At 74.3% G+C, this 25,440-nt stretch carries 19 protein-coding genes; 5 read left to right on the top strand and 14 right to left on the bottom strand.

Annotated features, from left to right (window positions below; genetic code table 11):
• Positions 1-78 precede the first annotated feature (78 nt).
• The gene (locus LUW87_RS02955) at positions 79-264 is read right to left on the bottom strand and encodes a helix-turn-helix domain-containing protein (RefSeq protein ID WP_232669581.1); all 186 of its coding nucleotides are present in this window, start codon (positions 262-264) and stop codon (positions 79-81) included.
• A gap of 210 nt (positions 265-474) precedes the next feature.
• The gene (locus tag LUW87_RS02950) at positions 475-900 is read right to left on the bottom strand and encodes an RES family NAD+ phosphorylase (protein ID WP_232669580.1); all 426 of its coding nucleotides are present in this window, start codon (positions 898-900) and stop codon (positions 475-477) included.
• Between the two features lie 251 nt (positions 901-1,151).
• Here LUW87_RS02950 and LUW87_RS02945 point away from each other — a divergent pair, with 251 nt between their 5' ends.
• Positions 1,152-1,838 (top strand): ferredoxin, encoded by a 687-nt coding sequence (locus LUW87_RS02945; protein WP_232669579.1) that lies wholly within the window; start codon positions 1,152-1,154, stop codon positions 1,836-1,838.
• A 423-nt stretch (positions 1,839-2,261) separates the two neighbouring features.
• Here LUW87_RS02945 and LUW87_RS02940 read toward each other — a convergent pair whose 3' ends face one another.
• Both LUW87_RS02940 and LUW87_RS02935 read right to left on the bottom strand, forming a co-directional pair.
• Positions 2,262-2,426 (bottom strand): hypothetical protein, encoded by a 165-nt coding sequence (locus tag LUW87_RS02940; protein ID WP_232669578.1) that lies wholly within the window; start codon positions 2,424-2,426, stop codon positions 2,262-2,264.
• 172 nt (positions 2,427-2,598) lie between these two features.
• On the bottom strand, positions 2,599-2,928 hold the full coding sequence (locus LUW87_RS02935) for a hypothetical protein (RefSeq protein ID WP_232669577.1): 330 nt from the start codon (positions 2,926-2,928) through the stop codon (positions 2,599-2,601).
• A gap of 274 nt (positions 2,929-3,202) precedes the next feature.
• Here LUW87_RS02935 and LUW87_RS02930 point away from each other — a divergent pair, with 274 nt between their 5' ends.
• Both LUW87_RS02930 and LUW87_RS02925 read left to right on the top strand, forming a co-directional pair.
• Positions 3,203-3,769, top strand: coding sequence for a TetR/AcrR family transcriptional regulator (locus LUW87_RS02930; protein WP_232669576.1), 567 nt, complete (start codon positions 3,203-3,205; stop codon positions 3,767-3,769).
• A 251-nt stretch (positions 3,770-4,020) separates the two neighbouring features.
• Complete coding sequence (locus LUW87_RS02925) at positions 4,021-6,117, top strand: EAL domain-containing protein (RefSeq protein WP_232669575.1); 2,097 nt, start codon at positions 4,021-4,023, stop codon at positions 6,115-6,117.
• A gap of 286 nt (positions 6,118-6,403) precedes the next feature.
• Here LUW87_RS02925 and LUW87_RS02920 read toward each other — a convergent pair whose 3' ends face one another.
• The 6 genes from LUW87_RS02920 to LUW87_RS02895 form a co-directional block, all read right to left on the bottom strand.
• The gene (locus tag LUW87_RS02920; RefSeq protein WP_232670894.1) at positions 6,404-7,390 is read right to left on the bottom strand and encodes a hypothetical protein; all 987 of its coding nucleotides are present in this window, start codon (positions 7,388-7,390) and stop codon (positions 6,404-6,406) included.
• 187 nt (positions 7,391-7,577) lie between these two features.
• Positions 7,578-9,338, bottom strand: a complete 1,761-nt coding sequence (locus LUW87_RS02915) for a hypothetical protein (RefSeq protein ID WP_232669574.1) — start codon at positions 9,336-9,338, stop codon at positions 7,578-7,580.
• Positions 9,339-9,673: 335 nt separating this feature from the next.
• Positions 9,674-10,603 (bottom strand): glycosyltransferase family 8 protein, encoded by a 930-nt coding sequence (locus tag LUW87_RS02910; RefSeq protein ID WP_232669573.1) that lies wholly within the window; start codon positions 10,601-10,603, stop codon positions 9,674-9,676.
• A gap of 245 nt (positions 10,604-10,848) precedes the next feature.
• Complete coding sequence (locus LUW87_RS02905; RefSeq protein WP_232669572.1) at positions 10,849-11,838, bottom strand: HD-GYP domain-containing protein; 990 nt, start codon at positions 11,836-11,838, stop codon at positions 10,849-10,851.
• Positions 11,839-12,032: 194 nt separating this feature from the next.
• Entirely contained in the window at positions 12,033-14,135 is a 2,103-nt protein-coding gene (locus LUW87_RS02900; protein WP_232669571.1) for a 13E12 repeat family protein, read from the bottom strand.
• Positions 14,136-14,891: 756 nt separating this feature from the next.
• Positions 14,892-17,744, bottom strand: a complete 2,853-nt coding sequence (locus tag LUW87_RS02895; protein ID WP_232669570.1) for an AMP-binding protein — start codon at positions 17,742-17,744, stop codon at positions 14,892-14,894.
• A gap of 452 nt (positions 17,745-18,196) precedes the next feature.
• Here LUW87_RS02895 and LUW87_RS02890 point away from each other — a divergent pair, with 452 nt between their 5' ends.
• Together LUW87_RS02890 and LUW87_RS02885 are read left to right on the top strand one after the other, a co-directional pair.
• A complete protein-coding gene (locus LUW87_RS02890) occupies positions 18,197-18,652 on the top strand; it encodes a PH domain-containing protein (protein WP_232669569.1) in 456 nt (151 codons plus the stop codon).
• A gap of 284 nt (positions 18,653-18,936) precedes the next feature.
• Positions 18,937-20,742 (top strand): PH domain-containing protein, encoded by a 1,806-nt coding sequence (locus tag LUW87_RS02885; RefSeq protein WP_232669568.1) that lies wholly within the window; start codon positions 18,937-18,939, stop codon positions 20,740-20,742.
• Between the two features lie 24 nt (positions 20,743-20,766).
• Here LUW87_RS02885 and LUW87_RS02880 read toward each other — a convergent pair whose 3' ends face one another.
• The 4 genes from LUW87_RS02880 to LUW87_RS19015 all read right to left on the bottom strand — a co-directional run bounded on the left by LUW87_RS02880 (position 20,767) and on the right by LUW87_RS19015 (position 25,153).
• On the bottom strand, positions 20,767-21,168 hold the full coding sequence (locus LUW87_RS02880) for a type II toxin-antitoxin system VapC family toxin (RefSeq protein WP_232669567.1): 402 nt from the start codon (positions 21,166-21,168) through the stop codon (positions 20,767-20,769).
• Positions 21,165-21,398, bottom strand: coding sequence for a FitA-like ribbon-helix-helix domain-containing protein (locus LUW87_RS02875; protein WP_232669566.1), 234 nt, complete (start codon positions 21,396-21,398; stop codon positions 21,165-21,167). Before LUW87_RS02875 ends, LUW87_RS02880 begins: the two co-directional genes overlap by 4 nt.
• Before the next feature lie 157 nt (positions 21,399-21,555).
• Positions 21,556-23,505 (bottom strand): EAL domain-containing protein, encoded by a 1,950-nt coding sequence (locus LUW87_RS02870; protein ID WP_232669565.1) that lies wholly within the window; start codon positions 23,503-23,505, stop codon positions 21,556-21,558.
• A gap of 205 nt (positions 23,506-23,710) precedes the next feature.
• Positions 23,711-25,153: a lipocalin family protein gene (locus LUW87_RS19015; protein ID WP_232669564.1), complete on the bottom strand. Its 1,443-nt coding sequence runs from the start codon at positions 25,151-25,153 to the stop codon at positions 23,711-23,713.
• Positions 25,154-25,440 lie beyond the last annotated feature (287 nt).

Genomic DNA, 25,440 nt, shown 5'->3' with positions numbered 1-25,440 from the left:
AGTGGCCCCGCGCGCCATGCCCCCAGCCACCCACCGGGTCCGGCGCCAGAGAGCCCGGGGCGCAGGTTCGCTGGGGGGTCAGGCGCCGGCCAGGCGCTGGGCCTCCACCTCGGAGCGGCGGAGACGACGGTCGCCGTCGCCGACCGGCGTGAGGAGGCCTTCGTTGATCATGACCGCCACCCGGCCGGGCTCGACCTCGAGGATCTCCACCGCCTCTTCGTCGGTGATGAGGTCGTCGTTGGTGGCATTGCCTTGGTCGCTCATGTCGTCTCCTGGGTCTCGTGGTTCCGACTGCTCCCTACCCCAGGGGCCGCCCGAGAAGGTTCGAGAGGCCCACCCCGCGGACGGGTGCCCGACGAGATCGAGATGCCTGACGAGGTCGAGGTGGCCGCCGAGGTCGGCGCGCCGAGCGGACCGGCAGTCAGCCGAGCGGGGCGATGGCCGCCGAGGTCGGCGCGCCGAGCGGACCGGCAGTCAGCCGAGCGGGGCGATGATGGGCTCGGGGCTGCCGGCGAAGGTGAGCCGCAAGCGCCCTCCGGCCGCCACCGGGGGCAGGAGCGCGGGACGGAAGCAGGCGACGTTGGTGCCGCCCGGGTGGCGCGTCGAGGGGTAGACGACCCCGGCGGCGTCGTCGACAGGCAGCGTGGCGGCCAGCGCCTGGGCAGCGACGTGGGAGGCGGGGTCGAGGCAGGCCCGGGCCCGGGGGTCGTCGGGGCACAGGTCGGCGAACCACGGCCCGCCGACGGTGCAGGTGTAGCCCTGGTAGTCGACGACGTCGTGCCACCAGTCGGTCTCTGGAGGCGGTCGGGGGGCGTCGTCGCGAGGGCCGACAGCAGGCCCGGGGAGCCGGGCCGGGCGCAAGCGTCCGGCCCGCCCTGGGTTCACGGCCAGCGGGCTCATGGGTCCGCCGCGGGCGGCGGGTGCATCGGGGCGAACAGCTCGAGGGTGCCGCGTGCGGGCTCGTCGTGGTCGACGGGTACGGCGACGGGGCCATCACCGACGCCACCCTGCGTCCGGGGAGGGGGCCCAGGGGCCGCGCTCCACGTCGGCCCGGATCGCGTTCACGATCGCTGGTTTCTCTAGTTTCTGCTAGATTTTCGATCGTCGGCCGAGCCCACGGCCGCACCGACCGACCCGCAGGGGAGGCAGAGGTGGACGTCACGATTCACATCGACCGCACCCAGTGCATCGGATCGGGCCAGTGCGTCTACGTGGCCCCCCGGGCCTTCGAGCAGGACGACGACGCCAAGGCGGTGGTGCACGACCAGCGCGGCGAGCCCGAGGACAAGGTCGTGCGGGCCGTCACGGCCTGTCCCGTTGGGGCCATCACCCTCCGCGTCGGCTCGTCCGAGATCGGCGCCCAGGACCTGCGGGACTGGGCCCACGCCGCCCACCTCGACGATCCCCTGGTGGAGCTCCTCGGCGAGCTCGGCGACGACCACCATCGGCTGCACACCGCCCTCGACCAGGGCTCGGGGCCCGGTGCCGGCCCGGGTGCCGGCCCAGGTGGCGGTCTGGGCACCGTCCCTGCGGCACTCGCCCACGACCCCGAACGCCTCGCCGACTTCGTGCGCCAGGCCCGCACCCACCTGCTCGCCGAGAAGGGGGCCTACGCGGCGATCGCCGAGCGGGTCGACCCTCGCCTGGCCGAGACCTTCGGCGCCGACCTCGACGCCATCGCCCGGGCCCTCGACGAGCTCGAGGCTGGCGGCACCGACACCGCTCGACGAGAACGGGCGCTCATCGAGGTCGGCCGGGCCCTGCGCGAGCACATCCGCCTCGAGGAGACGGTCCTGTTCCCCGTCGCCATGGCCGCCTCGGTGAACCAGCCCCAGTAGCGACCGACGCGCCCGACGACCATGCCGGTGCCGACGACCAGGTCGTCGCCGAGGGTCCGATGTCGCGCCGCGACCCCCACGACGGGCGACCCACGCCACGAGCCCAGGCACCCTCACCACACCGACCCACGACGGGGCGACGGGGCGACGGGGCGACGGGGCGACGGGGCGACGGGGCGACGGGGCGACGGGGCGACGGGGCGACGGGGCGACGGGGCGACGGGGCGATCGTGCACGACCCCGAGCACCAGCGCCGCCGCGACGAGAGCTTCGTGCTGGCCGAGCAGCTGCCGTCGGCCATCGCCGCCGGGCAGCTGCGCCTGGTGTGGCAGCCGATCGTGGCCGCCTGGCGGGGTCCGGTGTGGGCCGAGGCCCTGGTGCGACCGCCGCGGCGACGGAGCGACGAGGCGGCGAGCCGACGTGCTAGCGGCGGTGGAGGCGGCGCAGCCGGCGCTTGCCGGCCTTCTTGGCCCAGGACCGGGTGGGGCGCCAGCCGGTGGTGTGGGCCACGCCGGTGATCTCGTAGCCCCACCCGATGCGCCGGACGACGAGGTCGAGGTAGAGGGGTCCGCCGTTGTGCGTGGCCACGCCGCGCTCCTGTGCAGTGTGCGATCCGGATGCCGTCGACGACCCGAAACCGCTCCGCCGTCGCCGTGGCCCGCCGTCCAGGGGGCCACGGCCATCCTCTCCCCCACCCCTACCGTCGGCAAGCTCACGAGACGCGGTGGTCCACCACGCCCCGTGGTCACATGCTGGGGGTTCAGGACGACTGCTGGGTGAGGGCAGGACGGCTGCGACGCATCGCCCGGATGCCGGCGCGGCGGGCACCACCCCGCGTGGGCCGCCAGCCCGTCGCCCGATCGACGGGTGCTCCCCCGCCGAGCGCCCCGTCGTGGACCTCGTAGCGCCAGCCCAGGGCGGCGGTGCGGACCTCGAGGCGCAGCCGTGCTGCGGCCGACGCCCGACGGACTCGCGCTCCAGCCAGCACGGCCGCCACGTCGGCGGCGGCGGCGTTCGTCGTGCCCTCCCGTGGAGGAACGCCGATGGCCCGCGTCGCCCCGGGTCGAGCTGCGGTTCCATCCACCGACATCGTCGTGATCCTTCGTCAGGCAAGCGTTTGGTGAACGGTGGAGGTGTAGCACAGTTGGAAGGACCTTCCATACTCCGGGGGTGCCCTTGGCCGTCGGCGAGCCTCCACCCACCGCCGACCACCAGCGTGTTCACCGGGTCGATGTCGGGGACCACTCGCGAGCACCTTCGGGCCGGTGGCACCCCGCGGCGGGCCGTGCGGCCCTAGCGTTGGCGGTGGTCGGCGAGGATCCTGGTCTGCAGCACCTCGCCACCGGGAAGTTGGCCACATCGAGATGAGTGACACCGTCCTCCCCCGCCGTAACCTGCCCACGCCGCGCGCCGAGGGCATGGCCAACATGGTGCAGGCCACCGTCGGGCTGCTCCACGAGATGGGGCCGGACCAGATCACGGTGCGGGCCATCAGCGAGCGCGCCGGTCACCACCACCGCTTCGTGAGCGAGTGGTTCGGCGGCAAGGCGGGCCTGTACCGGGCCGCCCTCGAGTCGATGCTGGCCGACATGACCCGCGACCTGGCTCCCTTCGCGCCCGACGGGGCAGGCATCCCCGGCGACATCCGCATCGTGGTGCAGGTCATCAACTGGTTGACGATCATCGCCCCGGAGATGCTCGACGGGCCCGCCGATGGCTTCTTGCGCCAGCGGATCGTGACCCCCTTCGTCGAGGACTTGGGCCTCGATCCCGAGGTGGCCGACCTGCTGGCCCGGCGGGTGGTGGCCTGGGTCTTCGGGGTGGTGCTCTTCGGCGACATCATCGGCATCGACGACGAGGCCTTCGCCGAACTGCGCCGCCTCGAGGTGCGGATGGCCCTCCTGCTCGCCCAGGACCTCCGCGACGCCTGAGGCGGCTGGCGAGGGTCGGTCCGGAGGGGGTGGATCCGCGCCCGGAGCCGATCGGCGAGGAACGGGCCCATCTGCGACCACGGCCGGTCCGCAACGTGTGGATCCGCGCCCGGAGCCGTCCGCGAGCGCGAGACTCAGGCGCATTCGCTTGACCACATCCCGTGAGATGAGTCGTCAGTGACGACTCGCCCGCCTGAGCGGGCTGTCTCACGGTCCACCCGGCGGGAGCGTAGGACGTGTTGGGACTGACCATGACGAGCAGGGCGACTGCTCCGCTCGGCGCCGAGGCGACCTCCGGCGCCGGGCCGCTCCCCCATCGTGCGGTGTCCGAGCCTCGGGTGGCGGTGGTGGCCCTCGACGCCGAGGCCTGTGCCGTGCTCACCGACCTGCGCTGGGACGAGCCCGCCCTGCACCACCCCCGCCTGTTCGCCGGTCTCGCCCCGGGCGAGCAGGTCGGCCGGCGCTGGGACGACGCCGCCGCCGAGGGGGTGGCCCATGCCCGTGACCTGCGCGACTCGTTCGGCGTCGCCCTCGTCGACCCCGAGGCCCCGGGCGTCCGCTTCGCGCTGGGTACGCCCGATCACCCCTGCCCACTCGACGTCACGGTGCGGGCCCACCGTCCCGACCGCGACGGTGCGACACCGACCGTCGTGGTCACCGTGGCCGAAGCCCGCCCGGGACGAGCGGTCGAGGACCAGACCTTCGGGGCCGTGAGCGCCCTGTTGGGCGCCCACGACGACGGCGTGCGCCGGCGGGTCGTCTACTCCCGGGCCGGGTATGTGGTGGAGTGCAGCGAGGCGGTGTGGCGTCGGGCCCAGGTGGCGCCGGGCGATCACATCTCGCGGGCGCTGCACCCGTTGCACCCCGCCGATCGCCCGCTGTTCCTGGCAGACGTCACCGACGTGGCCGAGGGTCGGGTGGACTTCGCCGAACGGGTGGTGCGCTCGCGGCGCGGCGACGCCGGCTGGGGCCACTCGCTGCTGCAGGCGGCGCGCACCCGGCGGCCCCACCGCGACGTGATCGACGTGGCGGTGACCGCCGTCGACGTGACCGACGTGGTGCGCGGGCGGTATCGCGACCGCCTGGAGGGGGTGGCGGCGGAGCACCACCGGGCGGCGGTGGTGGTGCTCGACGACGACGGGGTGATCGACTACTGGAACCGGTGCGCCACCGCCCTGTTCGGTCTGGACGAGCGCCACGTCCTCGGCCACAGCATCGGCGAGACCGGCTTCCTCGCCGGCACCGACGCCGCCGCGCTGTTGGCCCAGGTGCTGCGCCATCCCGCCCGCACCCACCACGAGATCATCTCCCCGATGGACGCCGACCCGGGTGCAGGACCTGACGCAGGGCGCCACCTGCGGGTGGTGCTGGACCGCACCCTGTCGGCGCTGCTCGGGGCGGAGCGCACGGTGCTCAGCGCCACCGAGGTGGCGGCCCCGACGGCGACGTCCGGCTCGACGATGCGCACGGGCGACGACCGCGGACCATCGGCCCGACCGAACCGGACCGGCCCGGGCGGCACCGGCCACCCCTCGGCGCCGTCGCCGCGGGCCCGCGCCCCGCTGTCGCACGACGACCAGCGACGGGCGGCCGAGCTGGCCGAGGCCCTGGCCGACGGTCAGCTGAGGGTGTGGTGGCAGCCCCAGGTGGAGATCGACACCTCCCGGGTGGTGGGCGCCGAGGCCTTGTTGCGCTGGGAGCGCCCGGGCGCGGCGCCGGTGTCGCCCAACCAGTTCATCCCGCTGGCCGAACGCAGCGGGCTGATCCACGACCTGGGGGCCCACGCCCTGGTGGAGGCCTGCCGCCAGGGGGCCCGGTGGCCGGTGCTGACCACGGGGACGCGGCGCACGGTGAGCGTGAACGTGTCGGTCCACCAGTTGGCCGACCCCGGGCTGCCCCAGCTGGTGAGCGACGCGCTGCAGGCGTCGGGGCTGCACCCGCGTGCGTTGTGCCTGGAGATCACCGAGTCGACGCTCATGGAGGACGCGCGCCGTTCGTTGACCTCGCTCGAACGCCTCAAGGCCCTGGGGGTGCTGATCGCCGTCGACGACTTCGGCACCGGGTACTCGAGCCTCAGCTACCTGGCCCGCTTCCCGATCGACGTGGTGAAGATCGACCGCAGCTTCGTGGCTGGCCTGGCCACCAGCCGCCGTGACGCGGCGGTGGTCGACGCGGTGATGGGCCTGGCCGCGTCGTTGGAGCTGCACACCCTCGCCGAGGGCGTGGAGACCGAGGCCCAGCGTCGGGCCCTGCTGGAGCTGGGCTGTCGCCACGCCCAGGGCTTCTTGTGGTCGCGTCCCATCCCCGCCACCGAGCTGAGCGTCCTGCTCTCCCAGGACGCCCTCTGAGGCTCACCCGCCCCGGCGCCCATCCGGTCGGACCGAGCCGGGGTGGCCACGCACCCCGTCGTGGTCGACCGCGGCGCGTCGGATCCGACCCTCCAGCCGGTCGCTGTGGTCGAGCGATGCGGGGCACCCCAGCGCTCATCGTCGGTGCACCCGGCGATGTCGGACACCGACCCGGTGCTCCGCCGACCGGAGGCGCTCTCCGGCCGTCGCCCGGATCGTGGTCCCCGCTCCATGGCGGCCACTCGGGTCCGGAGAAGCGACTGGGAGCGCCCTACCGGAGCGGTGGCTACCCGGTGAAGCGGGGGGTCACCACCGCCGGCTGGGCGCCGGTGCTGGTGGTGGGGGTGGCGGTCGTGCTCGGGGACGTCGTCGTGGTCGGGGTGGAAGTGGAGGTGGAGGTGGTCGGGTCGACGCAATCGGCGGCCGGGGTGATCAGGGCCTGGCCGTTGCCGTCGCCGTCCTGGCCGAGCGAGCCGGCCGCCACATCGACCCCGGAAGCGTCCACCGAGGAGCTCCCGCCGCCACCGCCACCACCGCTGCTGCTGACGGTGGCGCCGCCGCCACCGCCGGCACCGAACCAACCGCCGCCGCCGCCACCACCGGGACCGGCGGTCGGCGCGGTGACATCGCCGCCGTTGCCGCCGACCATCGCGGAGCCGTCCTGACCGGGGTCGGCGCCGACCCCGTCGCCGGGCTCGCCGCCGAGACCGACGCCGGATTGCGTGGCGCCCGTGCCGGCCCCGCCGGCGAACGTGTTCCCGGGGGTGCCGCCGTCATCACCGGCGGCGGCGCCGATGGCCCCGTCGCCGCCGTCACCGACGTTGGCGCCGGCGCCACCACCACCGCCGGCGGCGATCCGCACCGTCGAACCGAACGCGAGGTAGCTGCCGCCGCCCCCACCCGTGCCGAACGAGCTGATACCGGTCTCGCGAAGACCTCCGTCGCCACCCGGGGCCATGCCGCCCCAACCACCGTCGGCGCCCTGTCCGGCGCCGCCGACGACCACGGTGTACACGTCGCCGGGGTTGACCTCGAGCGTCGCCGCGATCGCCCCGCCCACGCCGGGCGAGGCGGGCGCCGTGCCGGCGAGGTCGTCGCCGTTGCCGCCGGAGAGCTCGACGCGGATGGCGCACACCCCGTCGGGGATGGTGTAGCTCTGCGTCTCGCCGGTGAAGGCGTAGGCGGTGCCGCCCTCCTGACCACCGGCTGGTCCGGCGAAGCCGAACAGCCCGAGAGCGGTCACGGAGACGCCCGTGACGGCGAGCTTGGACACGGTTCCAGATCGCATCGAGATCCCTTCGTCCGCGGCGAGACGCGCCCTCGCCGGGTCCGGCCACCGTAGCAACCGACCGGCCGCCGAGATGGGAAGCATCGTCCGTCTCCGGTCCTCCGCCGGAGCACGCGTGTGGACCGCAGGCCGCCCGTCTCGCGGTGGGGCCGCTGGCGTCCACCGACCGATGTCAGGTGAGGGGGATCCAGAAGACCTGTTCGGGGATCCTGGATGCCTGCACGGCCAACCAGATGTCGACCCCCAGCGCGAAGCCGAGGGTGCCCACGGCCACGATCCGGGACAGCGGGTTCGGCAGCAGTCGGTCCACGAGGGCGGCCACGCCGATCACGATCGGGGCTGCAGCCACGTACACGGCGCGGGGGCCCAGCGACGACATGCCGAAGGCGATCACCACGTAGGCGACGAACGTGATCGTGGCCCACGCCCAGGCGAACGCCACCTCCGGCCGCACCCGCGGCCGGGATCGCGCCCACCCTGGATCCGGTGACCGTCGTCGTCCTGTGTCCGGTTCCGGCGGCTCCGCCGACGACGCCAGGGGTGCCTCCCTCGACGCCACGTCCGGCGGGAGGGACGAGTGCGCCGGCGTCGACGACGACGGGAAGGTGGAGGTGGAGGTGGAGGTGGCCGGGTGGGATCCTCGCCCCCTCCACCGGGTCGCCAGCCACCACACCACCAGGGCCACGACCGCCACGGTGGCGGCCACGGCCGCGCCGCGCAGCACGAGCGGCGCCTCGTAGGCGTTGCGGTGGTACTCGGTGGGCACCCACACCGCGCTGATGAGCGACCGCACCCACGAAGCCACGTCGCCCAGGCCGGCGAGCGGCAGCGGGTCGAACGTCTCGCCGGAGCGTTCGATGGCGCTGCGCCCGGTCGGGTCGCCGTAGACGGCCAGGTTGCGCAGGAACCACCATCCGCTCACGACCGCGGCGGCCAGCAGCGCCACGCCCGCCCCGACCAGGGCCCGACGCCGGTTGGCCGCGGGCACCATCAGAGCGCCGACGACCACGGCCGGCACCAGCGCGAGGGTCTGCACCTTGGTGAGCACGGCCACCCCGATGACCGCCCCGAGGGCGATCCAGCGCCACCAGTCCTCGGTCGCTCCGGTCCTCCCCGTCCCACCCTCGTCAACCGACCCACCCTCGCCAGCCGATCCAGCCGACGCCGGCCCCTCCCCCGATCCACCCTCGTCAGCCGACGCGCCACCCGCGGCCCCGGCCGCCCCGAACCCCCGACCGACCCCGGACGCAGCAACCGACCCACCCTCGTCAGCCGACGCGGCCGACGCCCGTCCCTGTCCCGACACGACCGCCGGTGCCGGCTCGCCCCGCCCCGTCGGCGACCCATCCCCCACCGCCGAGGCCGGCCCCCCAGCCGGCACGTACGGCCTGACCGACGCGTCGCCCAGGCGGGCGAGCAACCCGGAGGCCAGCACGGCCGCGGCCAGGGCCGCCACCAGCGCGGCGGTGTCGTTCTGCACCGATCCCGAGAACAGCGTGACGGTCGGGGTGAGGCCCATGAACGCGGCGGACGCCAGCGCCACCCCTTCACGTCCCGGCACCAGGCGGCGGGCGAGGCGGTGGGTGAGCACCACCACGGCCGCCACGAGGGCGACGCTGAGGAGGCGCACCGCGGAGAAGCCACGCTCATTGGTGACGTCGGCGCCCATCGCCCACAGCACCGCGCCGCCGACGCCGTAGAACACCGGTCCCATCTGGGCCTGGTAGGTGACGCCGGGGCGCCCGAGCTCGGGCAGCCGGTGCTCCGCCCCGTAGAAGGCCACGGTGTCCCAGTGCGAGGGCTCGTCGTAGGGCTGGCCGGCCGGCGTCGCGAAGGCCACGACCGCGGCCATCCCCACCGCCACCACGACGACGGCAGCCAACCAGACCGGCGATGACCACCGGGCCTTCTCGTCCACGCCCTTCGCCGCCACCCCGCTCTCCTATCACGGCCAGCACCCCTCCGAGTCACCGTCGGGCGGCCACGCGAGACGGCTGCCACTCCGGCCCCCGCCGCGCCCCGGCCACGGGACCTCGAGTTCACCCGGAGCGTGCGGGCCGGTCACCGGCTTCAGCCGTGGCGCAACCCCCTCGCCACCAGCCGCCGCCCCACCAGAGACACGAACCGAGCACCCACCTCAACCACGACACCACCCGCCCGCCACCCCCGCCGCCCCACCAGAACCACGAACCGAAGACCCACCTCAGCCGTGGCGCAACACCCCGCCGTTCACCGCCGCCAGCAAGAGACACGAACCGAGGACCCACCTCAGCCGTGGCGCAGGACGCCGGCGGCGCGGCGGAAGCGGCCGGGGGGACGCCGCCGGGGCGGGGGCGGAGGGGCCCACTCGGTCAGCCCGGACGAGGCCAGCACGTCGAGCCACTCCGCGACGTAGGGGTGGGTGCTGATCGCGGCCCACGGACGGCCGAAGTGGGACTCGTTGAAGTGCACCAGGGCGGGGTCGGTGCGGGCGGCCTCGAGCTCGTCGGCGGGCTCGGCCACCCAGCCCAGCGTGTCGCGCCGGCCGAGGTGCCCGGCCTGCACGTTCCAGCACGGGGGCAGCGGCGTCCACGCCCCGTCGAGGGTGAGGTTCAGCCCGCACTGGTCGCCGTAGGAGAGCCGGTGGCGGCGCACCAGGTCGAGGGCTCGCTCCCCCACGTGGTCGGTGCGCCAGCGGTCGAGGTCGATGACGAGCACGCCGGAGTTGAAGTAGGGGGTGGCGGGATCGAGACCGAGCTCGTCCCAGGCGATGGCGCCGGGCGCCCCGAACCAGGGCAGGACCGGGTCACGCACCGCCGCCAGGGTGGTGCCGCCGAGATCGACATCGGCCAGATCCGAGAGGGAGCGGCGCACCATGGTGTCGGCGTCGAGGTAGATCACCCGGCCCACCTCAGGTGGCAGCAGCGAGCCCATGAGCAGCCGCCAGGCCGACGGCCGACCGAGGTACCTGGGGAGGTGCACGCCGTCGACAGCCGCGTCCGGCACCGGCAGCGGCCGCACCTCGAGGCGCGGCGCCGACCGAGGCGCGAGCAGCGCCTGCGGCTCGACGGGGTCCACCTCGGAGGTGAGCACGGTCACCTCCACGCCCTGGTCGTCGGCGGTGTCGGCCAGGCTCTGCAGCAGCACGGCGAGCGGCGCCACGAAGGCCTCGTCGGCCGCCGTCACCACGTGGATGCCCTGCCCGCCGCCGTTCGCCATCTCACCAGTACAGCAGCCACCCGACCGGCGAAGAGACGTGGAGGCCCGGCCCTCGTCGAGGCCCTGCCCGCCGCCGTTCGCCATCTCACCAGCAGCGAGCCACCCGACCGGCGGGAGGGGAGGCGGAGGCCCGGCTGTCGTGGGGCGACACCGTCGCGCCGTGCTCCCAGGACCCGGACACCCCGACCGGGTGAGGGCCCCTTCGGCCCCGCGCGGGGCGGCGTCGTCGACGCCGAGACCGGGTGTCAGATGTCGCGGGCCTCGTCGACGTGAGGATGGCCGTAGGCCGGGGGTCGCAGCCTGATCCCCGGGCGGGTCAGCACCGCCAGGGCGGCGTCCACGACCTCGGGGTCGTAGCGGGTGTCGGCGCCCTGCTCGAGCTCGTGCAGGGCGACGGCCAGAGGGTGCGCGGGCCGGTAGGGACGGTGTGAGGCCATCGCCTCGGCCACGTCGGCGACGGCGATGATCCGCGCTTCGGGCAGCATGGCGTCGCCCTTCAGCTGGTTCGGGTAGCCCGATCCGTCGATGCGTTCGTGGTGCTGCAGGATCATCTCGTCGACCGGCCAGGGGAACTCCGTACCGGTGATCAGGTCGTGGCCGACCTGGGGGTGGGTGCGCACCAGCGCCATCTCGGTGCTGCCGAGGATGCCGGGATAGGTGAGGATCTCGCTGGGCACGCCGATCTTGCCGATGTCGTGGATCATCGCCCCGGTGACCACGCCTGCCTCTTCGTCGGTGGAGAGCCCGAGCTCCCGTGCGATCAGGCCGGCGAGGTCGGCGACGCGCATCTGGTGGCGGTCGGTGTAGGGGTCGCGTCGACGCACCACCGAGCCGACGGTCTGCACGATGGTTCGCAGCTGCTGTTCGGCGTACACCCGGGCGCTCATCAACTTGGTGAGGTCCTCGACGTGGATGCAGCGCAACACCCGGCCGTCGACGGTCACGTTGAAGGCGTGCACCCACACCGGGATGGGGCTCCCGTCGGCGTGGACGTGGAGGTTGTCGCGGTCGGGGTCGTCGACCGCCTCGATGGCCCGGTGGGCGACGTCCCACGCCGAGGTGGCCACGAGCTGGTCGACGCTCAGCGTGAGGAGCTGCTCGAGCGGGTAGCCGTAGAACGCCGCCGCCGCCGGGTTCGCCTCGACGATCGCCAGAGACTCCGGGTCGAAGACGTAGGCAGCGAACGACTCGGCATTCGCGAACGCCCCCAGCAACGACCCCTCGAACGTGCTCAAGCCCAAATCGTCGCACCAATGCGCCCCTACGGGCAACGACGTCCAGGCGCCACCTCGGCGACCGTCAGCACGGGGCCTCGTAGACCTCCTTGAGGGCCGCCGGTCGGCCATCGACGCCGTCGCGCCGCCACACCACTGGCGCAGCCGTCCGATGCCGCGCGTGAAGCTGGGCCAGAACCTCGAGCCCGGCGAGGTCACGGGGGGAGGAGCGGGCGCTTGCCCCGGCCGGGGGCGAGGCGGTAGCCGTCGTGGGTCTTGAGGCGGTGATGGAGCGTGCAGAGGTGCTCGAGCTCGTCGAGGACGGTGTGGCGGGTGAGCCGCCACTCCCGGATGTGGTCGGCCTCCAATCTCGCCTGGTTGGGGCAGCCCAGGACACAGCACTCCGGGGCCATCCAGGCCAGGGCGGTCTGCTGCACGGCGTTGGGACGACGCCCGCGATGGACCAGCTCACGCAGGTCGACCCCCTTGGCCGCGACGGCGGCTCTCAGCTCCGGCGGGCCCGCTCGTCGGAGCCAGCGCTCGGTGGCGTGCACGACCACGGTGACGTGAGCGTGGGGACCGGATGCCCCCGGCTGCCGAGACCGATCGCCCTGACCGCGAGGCCCGCCACCCTCCGGGCGGCCACCTCCGTCGCGCCCATCGGGGAAGCAGCGAGGGTGCCGACCCAGCCGAGCGGCCAGGTGGACATCGAGGGGATCGTCGCCGCTGACGACCACTGCCACGAACGCCCCACCATCCATCCAGCGCCGCACCTCGCCGATCGGCACCGGCCCGACGCCGACGACCTCGCAGACCTCTGCGTCGAGCGTGCGACCCCGCAGAAGAGCGGTCGCGCTGACCCGCACCGTCGACTCCCCCACCTTCGCCCGCACCGCGCGTGCCTGGGGAGGATCGCCGTCATCGGAGGGCCCGCCGGCCTGGGAAGGACCACCAGCACCAGACGGGACGGTGCCACGCTCACGGGAGCCATCGTCGACGTCCCCCTCCGCGCCCGTCGGGAAACCTCCGCGTCGAGCAACCCCCGGTCCACCGCGGCCACCGGCGAAGTCGCCGCCACCAAACGAACCAACAGGTCCACCGGCGCCGCCACCTCCGCCACCATCGCAAGACCGGACCGATCCAGGGGACGTACCGCCATCATCGGAGGAACGATCGGAGCCACCCGCGCGGCCGGAACCACCAGCACCACCACCCGGAGAACGGCCGGAACCACCCGCCCCGGCGGCGCCACCACCGGAAGGACCACCAGGTCCACCGGTACCACCACCGTCGGTTCCCTCGCCGTCGTCGTCGGCACCGTGGTGTCCCTCGTCGTCGTCGTCGCTCGAGTGGAGCCCGGGGTCCGAGCCGAACCCCGGAAGGGCGACGTCGGTGGGCTCCGACGCCACGCCGGTGGGTGGGCCGACCGGGCCCGCTGACCCACCCACGGTGGGTCGAGGGGACAGCGGCGACGACGAGCCCGACGCCAGCGGCGGTCCCGCCGACGACGAGCCCGACGCCAGCGGGGACTCCAGCCGACCCTCGTCGGACGGCGCGTCATCGGTCGGACCGGCCCCACCGCCGAGGCCAGCCCGTCGGGCGGCCGCGGCATCGTTGGCGAGCAGCACGAGCGCGTCGGCCCCATAGGCCTCGGGCTTCTCACGCCGACCCTGGCGGCGGGCGTTTCGGAAGATGGCGTCCTTGCCGCTCTCGATCTGGGCCACGAACTCAGAGTGCGGCGCCAACGGCATCCGCCACTGCCCCCACCCCTCCTCGCCGTCGACGCCGTGACGGAAGTACCGGTTGCGCTGGGCGCGAGCCACCCGGTCCTCGGCCCCCGGGGCGGCGGCGCGGATGCGGTTGCCCCGCCGGCGCAGCTCCCCCACCGACTCCGCGCCGGCCATGGTGAGCATGTCTTGTTCGGCCTCGGGAGCCACCTGCGTGGTGCGCACGATCTCGACCGCTTGGTCGGTGGAGATCTGCCCCGCGCCCAGCTTCTCCCTGGTGGCCGGCGCCTGCTCCAACCCGTCGACCAGCGTCAGCAGCTCCGCGGCGCGAGCCCGCGTGGTGCCCATCTGGCGCGCCACCCACTTGGAACCGTCCTCGTCGCCTCGACGCGGCCTCGCCGACACCGCCGCCGCCCGCCGGAAGCACACCGCTTGACCGAGCTCGGCCATCGTCTTGATGCGCCCCAGGCGCTTGCCCAACACGGTGGCGTCACCCGCCGACAACGTGCCGGCTTCGAGCCGATCGAGGAACTGACCCAAGGCGCGCTCGAGGTCGACCGACGACAGCACCGGTTCGTCCGCCATCGTCATCGGGCCCGCACCCCCGATCGCCCACCACGACCACCAGGACCACCAGGACCACCACGACGGCCCGAGTGGCCACCCGCTACGGCTGCGTGGAGCGGCGCGGCCAGGAAGCCGACGATGCCGGGCACGACCCCTCCGGACATGAGCCTCACCTACCGGTGATCGACGGAACAGGAGGACACCGAGGTGTCGAAGGGGAAGAATCCCCATAGTACCGGACCGAACAGGAGTACGCAACCCGACAGTCCCAGAACCCGATAGTCCAAGAACTGTGGGACGCCGACGTGGCGACGACACCCCCACCGAGGGGACACTGCGAGCGCCACCCCAAGGAGGCCGAGCCCCGTGGGATGGGGCAGCGTCATGCTCCCAGGCGGGTGGGACATCGTGGCCCCGTTCTGGTCGAGCGCGAAGAGGTTCTGGGTGCCGTCGGGGGCCTGCACCAGCCCGGCGACCGGCTGGTCGGCGATGGGGGCAGCCCGGTGCTCGGGGTCGAGCCCACCCAGGTGCCGGACTCGCCTGGACCTCCCCAGTGGCCTCGGTGTCGTGGTGGGTGAGCCCGGGAGACCCGTCGACGACGAGCTTCGGCAGCATCTCGATGTGCTGGTCGCGCCGGTCGAGGCCGCGCAACCATCACAGGCACCGCAGCCGCCGCAACCACCGTCCGGACGTGGTTGCTGAGCACGGCACGCCGTCCCGTGTCAGGGGACCGGTCCGCCGCTTCGGCACCGGTGCCCGTCTCCTGGTGCCAGCCGTGGCTCAGGTGAGGCGGCCGAGGGTGGCGGCCAACCCCTCGGTGTGGGGCGGGTTCAGCATCGAGTTGTGCGTGCCGTCGGCCGCCACCACCGCCACCTCGTCGGCGTAGGGCGCCCAGCTGGCGCCGGCACCACTGCCGGCGACCTCGACGACGGTGACCGCCACGGTGGAGCGAGGAGGGCGGTAGCGCCGGCCGGTCTCGATGCCGTGGTGGAACGCGGCCATGTAGCGCTCCACCACCGCCCGCCCGTCGGCGTCGCCGTCACCGGGAGCCGCCTGCGTCGCGACAGACCCGGCCCCGGTACCGGCCCCGGCCCCCGCACCAGACCCGGACCCGGCCCCGGCCCCGGTACCGGACCCCGCGCCAGAGGCACCAGGCCCCGCTCCAGACCAGGCATCGGATCCGGCCCGGCGTTCCCGGAGGCGGTCGAGGCGCCAGCGCACGGAGGCCACCACCCGACGTGGATCTCGGACCATGGCGGCAAGGGCGCGGCGACGCTGCTCGGCTCGGGTGCCGGCCCACAGCACGGCGGTGTCGAGCAGCACGAGGCGGACGCCGACGCTCTGGCCCTCCAGGCGCTGGGCCATCTCGTAGGCCACCAGCCCGCCCCACGAGTGCCCCATCACCATGAGGACCGGAGGCCCATCGCCGTCGGGCTCGGATCCCCCGACCCCGTCCGACAGCGAGGCGCCATCGGCACGGCGGCCGGCGTCGCCACCGGGAAGACCAGCCGCACCGCGAGCGACCCCACCGCCCGGAAGACCAGCCGCACCTCCAGCGACCCCATCGCCGGGGAGGCGGCCGGCGCCATCCGCACGGCCCGAGCGCTCGCCCCGCGCCGCCAGCACCGTTCGCAGGTCGTCCAGCAGCACGGCGGCGGCCGCCTCCACCGAGGGCGGAACCGCCCGACCGTCGTGCAGGCCGGGGTTCTCGAGCACGACCAAGGGCTGGTCGGGGCCCAGACGGCGGGCGAGGTCGCGATACGCCAAGGCGGTGCCGCCGGCGCCGGCAACCGCGAACCAAGGGGCGCGGGTGCCGTCGACGTTGTAGGTGACCGGCTCCCCGCCGCTGCGCCCCGCGCCCACGTGGGCACGGGGCCGAGCGCACCGCTCGGCCAGGAGACGGGGGGTGGGGCACTCGAGCAGGTCGGCGGGGGTGAGGGGCCCGAGGCCGGCGTCGTCGAGGGCGGCGATGAGCTCGGTGGCGCCGAGGGAGTCGAGGCCGAGGGTGAACAGGTCGTCGTCGCGTCCGAGCAGCGTCTCGTCGGTGTAGCCGAGGATCTCGAGGGCGTGGCCGACCACCACCCATTCGAGCTCGGGCACCGGCGCCACGTAGGTCCCTGTCCGCCACGGCACCACCGGCGCGGCCCGCAGGCCGGCCCGGTCGGCCTTGCCGCGAGCGTTGATGGGCAGGCGGTCGTGGCGCACGAGCACCGACGGCACCAGCGCGGCGGGCAGCACCTCCGCCATGGCGGCGCGCAGCTCGTCGGGACCGACGGCGTCGCGCCCGTCGAGCCGGGCCGGCTCGACGTGGCCGACGAGTCGGACCCCGTGGCCCACCCGTTGGCCCAGCACCACGGCCTGCACCACGCCGTCGAGGCCGGCGAGGACCCGTTCGGCCTCGGCCGGTTCCACGAGTCGGCCGCCGATCTTCACCAGCTCGTCGACCCGTCCGCGGTGCACGATGGCCCCGTCGACCCACTCCCCCAGGTCGCCGGAGCGCCAGAAGCGCTCGCCGTCGGCGCCCACGCCGAAGCGGGCGGCGTCGAGCTCGGGGTCGTCCCAGTAGCCGGGTGAGATGTTGCCGTACACGACGATCTCGCGGGGAGAGCCGGGATCGGTGGGGTCGAGCGCTTCGAGCGTGACCCGCCGATCGGGTTGGGGCACCCCGAGGGGCATGGGGCCGTCGCCGAGATCGTCGCCGGGGGCGATGGAGAGGTTGCACACCCCACCGGAGGCCTCCGACGCGCCGTAGCTGACCGCGATGCGGGCCCCCGGTGCCAGCCGGCGCAGGGCGGGGACGTCGGACCAGCGCAGGGCCTCGCCGTAGGTGGCGAGCCGCACCACGTGCTCGAGGCAGCGGCCCTCGGGCCAGTGCTCGAGAGCGCTGCGGGCGAACGAGGGCACGACCGAGACCTGGGTGAAACGTTGCTCGTCGAACCACTCGAGCAGGGCGATCGGGTCCCACTCCGCCGGGGTGACGAGGTGGACGCGGTTGCCGGTGGCGATGTGGCCCAGGGTGGTGAGCCCGGCGAGGAAGCTGAACGGGGCCATCGCCGGTGAGGGGCCCGGGCCCTCGTCGGCGCGGACCTGGCTGCGGGCCTGCATCGACGTGAAGTTGGAGTGGTCGAGGCGCACGCCCTTGGGCCGCCCGGTGGAACCGGAGGTGAAGACCACCGCCGCCAGGTCGTCGTCGTGGACCTCGGGGGTGAGGTCGAGGTGCTCGGCGGGTGGGCAGTCCTCCACGGCGAGCGAGGCCAGGCCGGCGCCCAGCAGGTGGAGGTCGTCGGCGCGGGCCATGCCGATGTCGGCGCCGACCCGTTCGATCACCTCGGCGATGCGTCCGGGCGGGTCGGTGCGTTCGATGGCCACGAACGAGCGCCCGGCGAGCAGCACCCCGAAGAGGGCGAACACGGTGCCCACGTCGCGCCCCACCACCACCGGCACGGGCACCGGGTTCGGCACCGAGGGCCCGACGCTGGTGGCGAGCAGCCGGTGGGCGACCCCGGTGGCGGCGTGGGCCAGCTCGGCGTAGGTGACCTGCAGGTGGCGGTCGGCCACTGCCACCTCGTGGGGCTGTGCCTCGACGGCCGCCAGCAGGTCGGCGATCACCGGGGGGACGTAGGGATCGGACACCGGCGGCCACGCTACCTCCCACCCCCTCGCCGACCCACCGGCGACCAGGCGCACCGATGACGGCGACCGGCGCCGGTGCCCTACGGTCGACAGCGCCTGCGACACCACCCCCGCCCCCGACCCGAGGGATCGCCTCGATGAGCGCCCCCGACCACCACGTCCCCCCGACGACGCCGCCCCCGAGCCCGGGGTCGGACGATGCCCCCGAGCCCACCCGGACCTGGGCGCCCAGCCCAACCGAACCCCCGTCCATACCTCCGGGGGTGGAGCCGACCCATGCCCCGGCCGTCGACCCGGCCACGCCCCCGACCGAACCCCCGGTCGGCGACCCAACCGACGCCCCGACCACGCCCCCGGCCCCTGCCCCTGCCCCTGCCCCGACAACCCCGGCGCCTGCCCCCGACCCGTCCGGCGGCCACGCACCGGCGCAGCTGCGGCCCCCGCAGCACCCGGTGGAGCGTCGCACGGTGTGGTGGTGGACGTTGCAGGCCGTGCTGTTGTGGGTGCCGATCCTCGTGGCCGGCGCGGTGGCGTTCGTGCTGTGGTCGGCGGCACGACCGTGGCTGGCCGGGCTCTTGGTGGTGGCCGCGGTGATGGCGGTGGTCGCCACGGTGGTGGAGCCGTGGTGGCGGCTGCGGGTGCACCGCTGGGAGGTCACCGAGGAGGCGGTCTACGCCCTCACCGGTTGGTGGGTGCTGGAGTGGCGGGTGGCGCCCATCTCGCGCATCCAGACCGTCGACACCATCCGGGGTCCGCTCGAGCAGGTCTTCGGGCTGGCCACGCTGCGGGTCACCACGGCGTCGTCGGCGGGGGCGATCGACGTGGTGGGCCTCGACGACGAGGTCGCCGCCCGGGTGGCCGAGCGGTTGACGGCCATCACCCAGCGCACCCCGGACGACGCCACGTGAGCGTCCCCACCGGCGACAGCGTCCCTCCACCGCCGGGCGACCCCGGCGCCGATCCCGGCGGCCCGCCGGCGCCGCCCGGCTCGTTCCCGGACACGCGACCACCAGCACCCCCCGGGCCACCCCCGGAACCACCCCACCCCGACGCGGCCCTCCCCGGGCCACCCCCGACTCCCCCGGCGCCGCACCACCCAAACGCGCCCCTCCCTGGACCGACCCCCGGCGGAGCCACCCCGGATGGAACGACGCAACCGGACGACGCTCCGTGGCTGCGCCTGGATCGGCGCATGATCGTGGTCGACGCGGTGGTGGTGCTGGCCTCCACCGCCGCATTGTTCGTGCTCAACTCGCTGACTGGCGCCGACCAGGGCCCGCCGACCCTGGTGGTGGTCGTCGTCGTCGGCGCGGTGATCGGCGCGCTCTTCGACGCCTACCGCTGGGTGGTGACCCGCTACCGGGTGACCGACGAGGTGGTGGAGCGCCGTTCGGGGGTGGTGCAGCGCAGCCATCGTTCGGTGCGCAGGGATCGGATCCGCACCGTCGACGTGCACGCCAAGGTCCGCCACCGTCTGGCCGGGCTGCGGGTGGTGTCGATCGGCGCCGGGCAGCAGAGCAGCGCCGGGGAGGCCGCCTTCGATCTCGATGCGGTGTCGGTGGCCGACGCCCAGGCCCTGCGCACCCTGCTGTTGCACCGCACCACCCCGGAGGCCAACCCCGCCGCTCCCCCGGCTCCGTCCCACGCCCTTCCGTCCCACGCCCTTCCGTCCCACGCCCTTCCGTCCGACGCACCACCCACTGCCGCGACCATCCCGCGGCGCGACGGCCGCCCCGTCGACGGCATCGCGCCGGTCGACGCCCTCCCGGACGGCGGTGCCTCGAACCGCAGCGTCCCCCACGACGGTGCCCCGAACCACGGGGCGCCCAGCGACGGTGCCCCGCGGGTCGCCGGGGTCGGGCCGGTGGCCGACACCGCGGCGGCCTCCGCACCCCACCTCTCGACTCGCCCCACGAGGAACCCGCCCGACACCAGGGTCCTGGCCCGCCTGCAGCCGCGCTGGGCGCTCTACAACGTGTTCAGCCCGTGGGCGTTCGTGATGGCGTTGGGCCTGGTGTGGGGTGCCTTCTGGGCGGCCTCCACGGTGGGGGTGGACGCCCGGGGGGTGGTCGGGGGGCTCGCCGACTGGGAGGCGATCGGCCCGGTCTGGACGACGATCGCCGCGGTGGCGGCCATCGCGGTGATCGGGGTGGTGGGCCTGGCCGTCAACTTCTTCGTGGAGCACGGCCACTTCGAGCTCGCCCGGGTGCCGAGCGACGACACCGACGGCACGGTGCTGCGCACCCGCCAGGGCCTGCTCACCACCCGGGAGGTGACCCGCGACGACCACCGCCTGCGGGGCGTGCAGATCGCCGAGCCGTTGTCGTTGCGCTGGTTGGGGGCCACCGACGCCTCGGTGATCACCACCGGGTTGGACATGGGGGCCACCTCCCAGCCCGCGGCGGTGCTCCCCCGCACCCCGTTCCCGGTGGCCCGCCGGGTGGCCGGCGAGGTGCTCGGGGTGGAGCCCAGCCCACTCGTTGCCCCGCTGGTCGGCCACCCGCGGGCGGCGCTGCGTCGGCGGGTCACGTGGGCGACGCTGGCCACCGCCGCGGTGGTGGGGGTGCTGGGGTGGCTGGTCGTGACCGGGGTGGTGCCGTCGTTCACGCTGGCCGCCGGTGCGGTGGTCTGGCCGCTGGCGCTGACGGGGGCGGTCATCGCCTATCGGGCGTTGGGGCACGCCATCAGCGGCGACTACGTGGTGGTGCGCTCGGGGCTCGACAGCCGCACCACGTCGGCGTTGCAGCGATCAGCGGTGAGCACGGTGGCGGTGCGCGAGTCGGTGTTGCAGCGTCGTCTCGGCCTGCGCACCGTGACCTTCATGACCTCCGCCGGCGCCGGCGCCTACGCCGCTCCCGACCTCGACGCCGGCGAGGCCGTGGGCTTCGCCGAGCGGGCCGCCCCCGGGGTGCTCACCGCCTTCCTCGCGCCGGCCGAGACCCCGCCGACGCAACCCGCCCAGCCTCGGGGCGCCTCGAGCACCGCGGCGCCAGGCTGACCGAGCCCACCCGCCGGGTGGGCGCTACGACCGGTCGGCCGGTGTCCGGAATCGGCAGGTCGGGCCGGGCGCGGCCACGAGTCGCTGGTCGAGGGTGGCCAGCGGGGCGTCGAGGAGCTCGGCCACCGCCACGTACCACGCGTCGTAGGCGGTGAGGTTGCCGCGCAGCTCCCAGACCCGGTCGGCGACCGTGTCGTAGGCGACGAGCTGCACGCGCAGGTCGAGCAGGTCGGCGTGAGCCAGTGAGGCGACGTCGTCGGTGATCTCGCCGGCGTGCACCGCTCGTCGCAGCACGTTGGCCGCCTCCACGGCGAGCAGGGGCGGCGCGGCGAGGTCGGAGGTGAGCAGCGCCTCGGCCCAGCGTCCGTCGGGACCGGTGTCGACGAGCGCGGCGACCAGCGCGGAGGCGTCGATCACCACCGTCATCGACGGTCGGTGTCGCGGTGCCCGATGATGGTCGCCGCGGGAAGGGTCGTGGCGGTGCGTCGCTTGCGCTCGACGATGCGGGCCGCGAGCTCGGCGGGATCGGGTCGGCCGGCGAGGTCGATCAGCTCTTGGCGGAGGTACTCCTGGAGGGATCGACCGCTTCGGGCGGCGCGGGCGGCGAGCTCGTCACGGGCGCCGTCGGGCACGTCGCGGATGGTGATCGACGTCATGCATGCATTCTAGCTGCACCACCTGCGTTTTCGCAGCACCGGATCGACAGCGCACGGAGCAGCTCCATGGCCACATGTGTGCACCCAGGCGCGCCGCGGGTTGTGGGCGAACCGACGCCGACGTGCCGTGCATCGGGGCCGGCCACCGCAGGGCGTGTCAGGTGGCGGTGAGGGCGGTGAACTCCTGCGGCCCGGGCTGGGGGTGGGTCGCCGGGCTCAGCCAGGGCGGGGCGGCGCGCATGGTGGTCATGGCGGCGGTCTCGATGGGGGCGGAGAACAGGTAGCCCTGCAGCAGGTCGCAGCCCATGGCGCGCAGCAGGTCAGCTTGCTGCTGGGTCTCGACGCCTTCGGCGACGGTGGTGAGGCGCAGGACGCGACCGAGGTCGATGGTGGACGCCACGAGGGTGTCGATGCGCTCGGACTGGCCGAGCTCGCGGATGAACACGCGGTCGATCTTGAGGGTGTCGGCCGGGAGGTGGGCGAGGTGGCCGAGTGAGGCCCATCCCGACCCGTAGTCGTCGATGGCGATGCGTACGCCGAGGTGCTTGAGCTCGGTGATGACGCGGGCGGCGGAGCCCTCGAGGGCGGCGGTCTCCACGATCTCGAGCTCGACCTGGTCGTGGGCGATGCCCATGTCGCGTAGGAGGTCGTCGAGCTCGGTGACGAAGCCGGGTTGCAGGATCTCGGCGACGGACACGTTGAGCGAGACCCGTTCGAGGCCGTTGCCGAGCCAGTTGAGGCTCTCTCGGAGGGCCCGGTGGCGCAGGGTGCGGCCCAGCTCGTTCATGAGCCCGGTCTCCTCGGCGAGGGGGAGCACGACGCTCGGTGCCAGGATCCGCCCGTCGGCGTCTCGGAGGCGCACGAGGGCCTCCACGGCGACGATCCGGCCGTCGGAGCAGGCGATCTGGGGTTGCCACCACGGTTCGATGCGGCCTTCGGCCATGGCGGCGCGCAGGTCGACGGCCGGCGTGTCGCCCGCCCTCACCCGGGAGACCGTGGCGCTGGCGACCGACACCGACGAGGGGAGGTCCTCGGTCTGGGAGAGCACGTGGGCCAGGCGTGAGGCGATGGTCTCGAAGCGGGCCACCTGCCGGTCGTCGAAGGGGCCGCCGAAGCGCGAGTCGAGGGTGAGCACCCCACGCACGGCGCCTCGCCAGACGATGGGCACCGCCAGCGACGAGGTGAAGCCGGCCGCCGTGGCCCGCTGCCCCCACCGCGCCGATCCGGGGGCGCGAGGGTTCATGCGCACTGCACGGCGTTCGCGGATCGCCACGCCGGCGGGCCCGTCGCCGAGCGGGCCCTCGTCCCAGCGGGCCTCCAGCTCGTCGGGGTCGCGGTCGTCGCCCGCCGACGCGATGGGGGCCACCGTGCCGTCCTCGAGCGGGATGCCGGCCCAGGCCACCTCGACCTCCATCACCTCGACGAGGCGTTCGCAGGTGCGTCGGGTGATCGCCACGCGGTCGGTGCCCTCCTCGAGCCAGCCGAGGATGCTGTCGCCGACGGCGGCGGCGGCGACGTCTCGACGGCTGTCGGTGACGTCTCGCAGGCGCCCTTCGATGGCCACGACGCGACCGCGCCGGTCGTGCACGGGACGCACGTCGTGCTCGGTGTGCAGGATGCTGCCGTCGGGCTTGAACCACCGGGTGCGGATCCGCTCGGCGTCCTGGGGGCCTCCCATCAGCGCTCGCAGCCGCTGGCGGTCCTCGGGGTGGGCGACGCGGACGCCGAGGTCGGGGGTGGAGTAGAGGTCGTCGGGGGTGAGCCCGACGAGGTCGTGCACGCCGTCGCTGATGTAGTCGACGCGCACGGTGGGCCGCAGGCGGATGCGGTAGGCCACGTCCCCGGCGGACTCGATGAGGTCGCGGAGGCGTCGGGCGGTGCCCCGCACGTGGCGTTCGTAGCGCGAGATCAGCAGGTACAGCAGCAGGGAGGTGACCAGCACGAAGGCGAGGCCCTTGAGCAGCTCGAACGTGGCACCGCGGTCGGTGGTGGCCGCCAGCGACGACGACACCAGGATCCAGGTGGCGGCGACCACGAAGTAGATGGCGGCGCGCCAGCGAGACGGCCACGGTGTCCACGTCCGCCGCTGCTGCTCGAGCCTGGTCACCGGGAGCACCCCCCTGTTCCCCAAGCCGTCAGTATCCCTTGGCGATCCACCCCGTACAAGGGCCAGACGGCCCGATGAGGTGGTCAGCGCACGCACCCCGCCACCAGCGAGACGCGGGCTTGGGCGTCGGCGCCTGGTGGGACCCGTCGTCGGCCCCTGTCACACCAGGGCCCTGCCGCCCGGCGGGGGTCGAGCCCCGCCGGGACTAGACGGATCCGGCGGGTTGGATCTCGGCCCAGGCGTAGCCCTGCACGGTCTCGCCGTCGAGCTCGCCGGTGACCCGGAACAGGCCCTCGTAGACGGTGCGCCCGGCGACGGTGAGCTCCTGGTCGTCGTAGAGCGCCTCGTAGGTCAACGACGAGCGCGTTCCGTCGGCGGCGGTCAGCTCGGCGGTGTAGCGCATCGTGTAGGTCTTGCCCGATCGGGGGCTGGTCCAGGTGGCGGCCGCGTCGGGGGTGAGGGTGATGCCGTCGATCGGCCAGCGCTGCGACGCGGCGAGCGAGCCGTTGGCGAGCCGGTCGCCGTCGGCTCGCAGCTCGATGGCGTAGGGCAGGGTGCCCACCGACGCCTGTTCCACGACCCCGACCTTCATGGTGCGGTCGTCGTCGAGGAGGGTGGAGAACTCGGTCCACTGCACGCCGCCGTCGACCACAGCGGCGGCGGCGGCGTCGAAGCTCTGGGTGACGTAATCGATGAGGAGCTCGCCGCCGGTGCCGCGGGCGACGACCTCGTCGCCGCTGGTGATGGTGAAGGACTCCACGTCGACCACCGGCGAGGAGTAGTAGTACGAGCCCTGGTCGGTGAGCGGCTCACCGGTCGCCTCGAGGTACGCCTCGACGTCACCGTCGAAGCTGTCGGTGACGGCACGGTGCTGTTCGGGCAGCAGCCACTGCGGGAAGAACCCGGACGGCCCGTAGCCCCACTGGCCCACCCCGGCCACGTCTCGGATGCGCACCGACACCTGCAGGGGCACGGTGCCGTCGTCGGGGTCGGCCATGCGCTCAGCGGCGAGCTGGCCGGTGAGCTCGACGACCGCCCCGGGCCGGCCCAGCTGGCCCTCCACCACCCGGATGTCGACGTACTCGGGCGGCAGGTCCGAGCCGTCGGACTGCTGGGTGCGCCGCGAGAACGGGTTGGTGGTGGACGACTCCGTGACGGTGCTGGAGAGCACGCCGTCGACCCCGCCGATGGCGATGCCGTCCCCCGGGTTCACGGTCATGGCCGTGACCCGCAGCGCCGGCGACTCGGCCGTGCCCAGCTCGGCGGCCTGGCGTTGGGTCAGGGTGGAGAACGGGATGGTGGTGCCCTCCGCGGTCTCGAGGTGGCCGTAGAACACGTAGGACTGCAGGTCGAAGCCCGGCTGGGGGGTGGCCAGGAAGGTGCGCATCCGGTCGCAGTCCTGGGACTGGGGTGCGACCGGCTCGGTGTCGTAGGAGGCCGACTTCCTCGAGGTGTCGCTGGGCGGGGTGAACAGCGGCTCGCCGACCAGCGCCTCGGCGTCGCAACCCCCCGCGGTCCGCCCGGCGTCGGTGGACGACTCCTCCCCGGCCGACGAGCCGCACGCGGCACCGACCAGGGCGCAGGCCAGCACGACGGAGGCGACGGCGAACGAGCGCGACGAGCGGGAAGAACGGGGCGTGGGAGTCACTGGACCTGCCTGGGAGTCGAAGGGCACGCCTCCCGACTTCGGCACTCCCGCCGCCGACCTTGATGCCGCCGATGCTGCAGTACGGACGCGAGACCCCAAGGTGGCTGCGAGGGCAAGGCTGGCAGCGAAGGCAAGGGCCGCCGATGGCGAGACCGGCCGCGAAGGCAAGCGCCGCCGAGGGCAAGGGCCGCCGATGGCGAGGCTGGCCGCGAAGGCAAGGGCCGCCGATGGCGAGACCGGCCGCGAAGGCGAGGGCCGCCGCGAGGGTGACCGCCTCGGCCCCTGAC

This window comes from Rhabdothermincola salaria (genome assembly GCF_021246445.1).
Taxonomy (GTDB): domain Bacteria; phylum Actinomycetota; class Acidimicrobiia; order Acidimicrobiales; family Acidimicrobilacustridaceae; genus Rhabdothermincola_A; species Rhabdothermincola_A salaria.
The sequence above is the reverse complement of the archived record's forward strand: the minus strand, read 5'-3'. Positions and strand labels throughout refer to the sequence as shown.

What these genes read in the sequence shown, in the direction of transcription:
- LUW87_RS02935 (WP_232669577.1), bottom strand. Translation starts at nt 2,928, where the DNA reads ATGTCGGTGGATGGAACCGCAGCTCGACCCGGGGCGACGCGGGCCATC.
- LUW87_RS02955 (WP_232669581.1), bottom strand. Translation starts at nt 264, where the DNA reads ATGAGCGACCAAGGCAATGCCACCAACGACGACCTCATCACCGACGAA.
- LUW87_RS02910 (WP_232669573.1), bottom strand. Translation starts at nt 10,603, where the DNA reads ATGGCGAACGGCGGCGGGCAGGGCATCCACGTGGTGACGGCGGCCGAC.
- LUW87_RS02875 (WP_232669566.1), bottom strand. Translation starts at nt 21,398, where the DNA reads ATGACGTCGATCACCATCCGCGACGTGCCCGACGGCGCCCGTGACGAG.
- LUW87_RS02950 (WP_232669580.1), bottom strand. Translation starts at nt 900, where the DNA reads ATGAGCCCGCTGGCCGTGAACCCAGGGCGGGCCGGACGCTTGCGCCCG.
- LUW87_RS02900 (WP_232669571.1), bottom strand. Translation starts at nt 14,135, where the DNA reads ATGACGATGGCGGACGAACCGGTGCTGTCGTCGGTCGACCTCGAGCGC.
- LUW87_RS02880 (WP_232669567.1), bottom strand. Translation starts at nt 21,168, where the DNA reads ATGACGGTGGTGATCGACGCCTCCGCGCTGGTCGCCGCGCTCGTCGAC.
- LUW87_RS02930 (WP_232669576.1), top strand. Translation starts at nt 3,203, where the DNA reads ATGAGTGACACCGTCCTCCCCCGCCGTAACCTGCCCACGCCGCGCGCC.
- LUW87_RS02925 (WP_232669575.1), top strand. Translation starts at nt 4,021, where the DNA reads ATGACGAGCAGGGCGACTGCTCCGCTCGGCGCCGAGGCGACCTCCGGC.
- LUW87_RS02885 (WP_232669568.1), top strand. Translation starts at nt 18,937, where the DNA reads ATGATCGTGGTCGACGCGGTGGTGGTGCTGGCCTCCACCGCCGCATTG.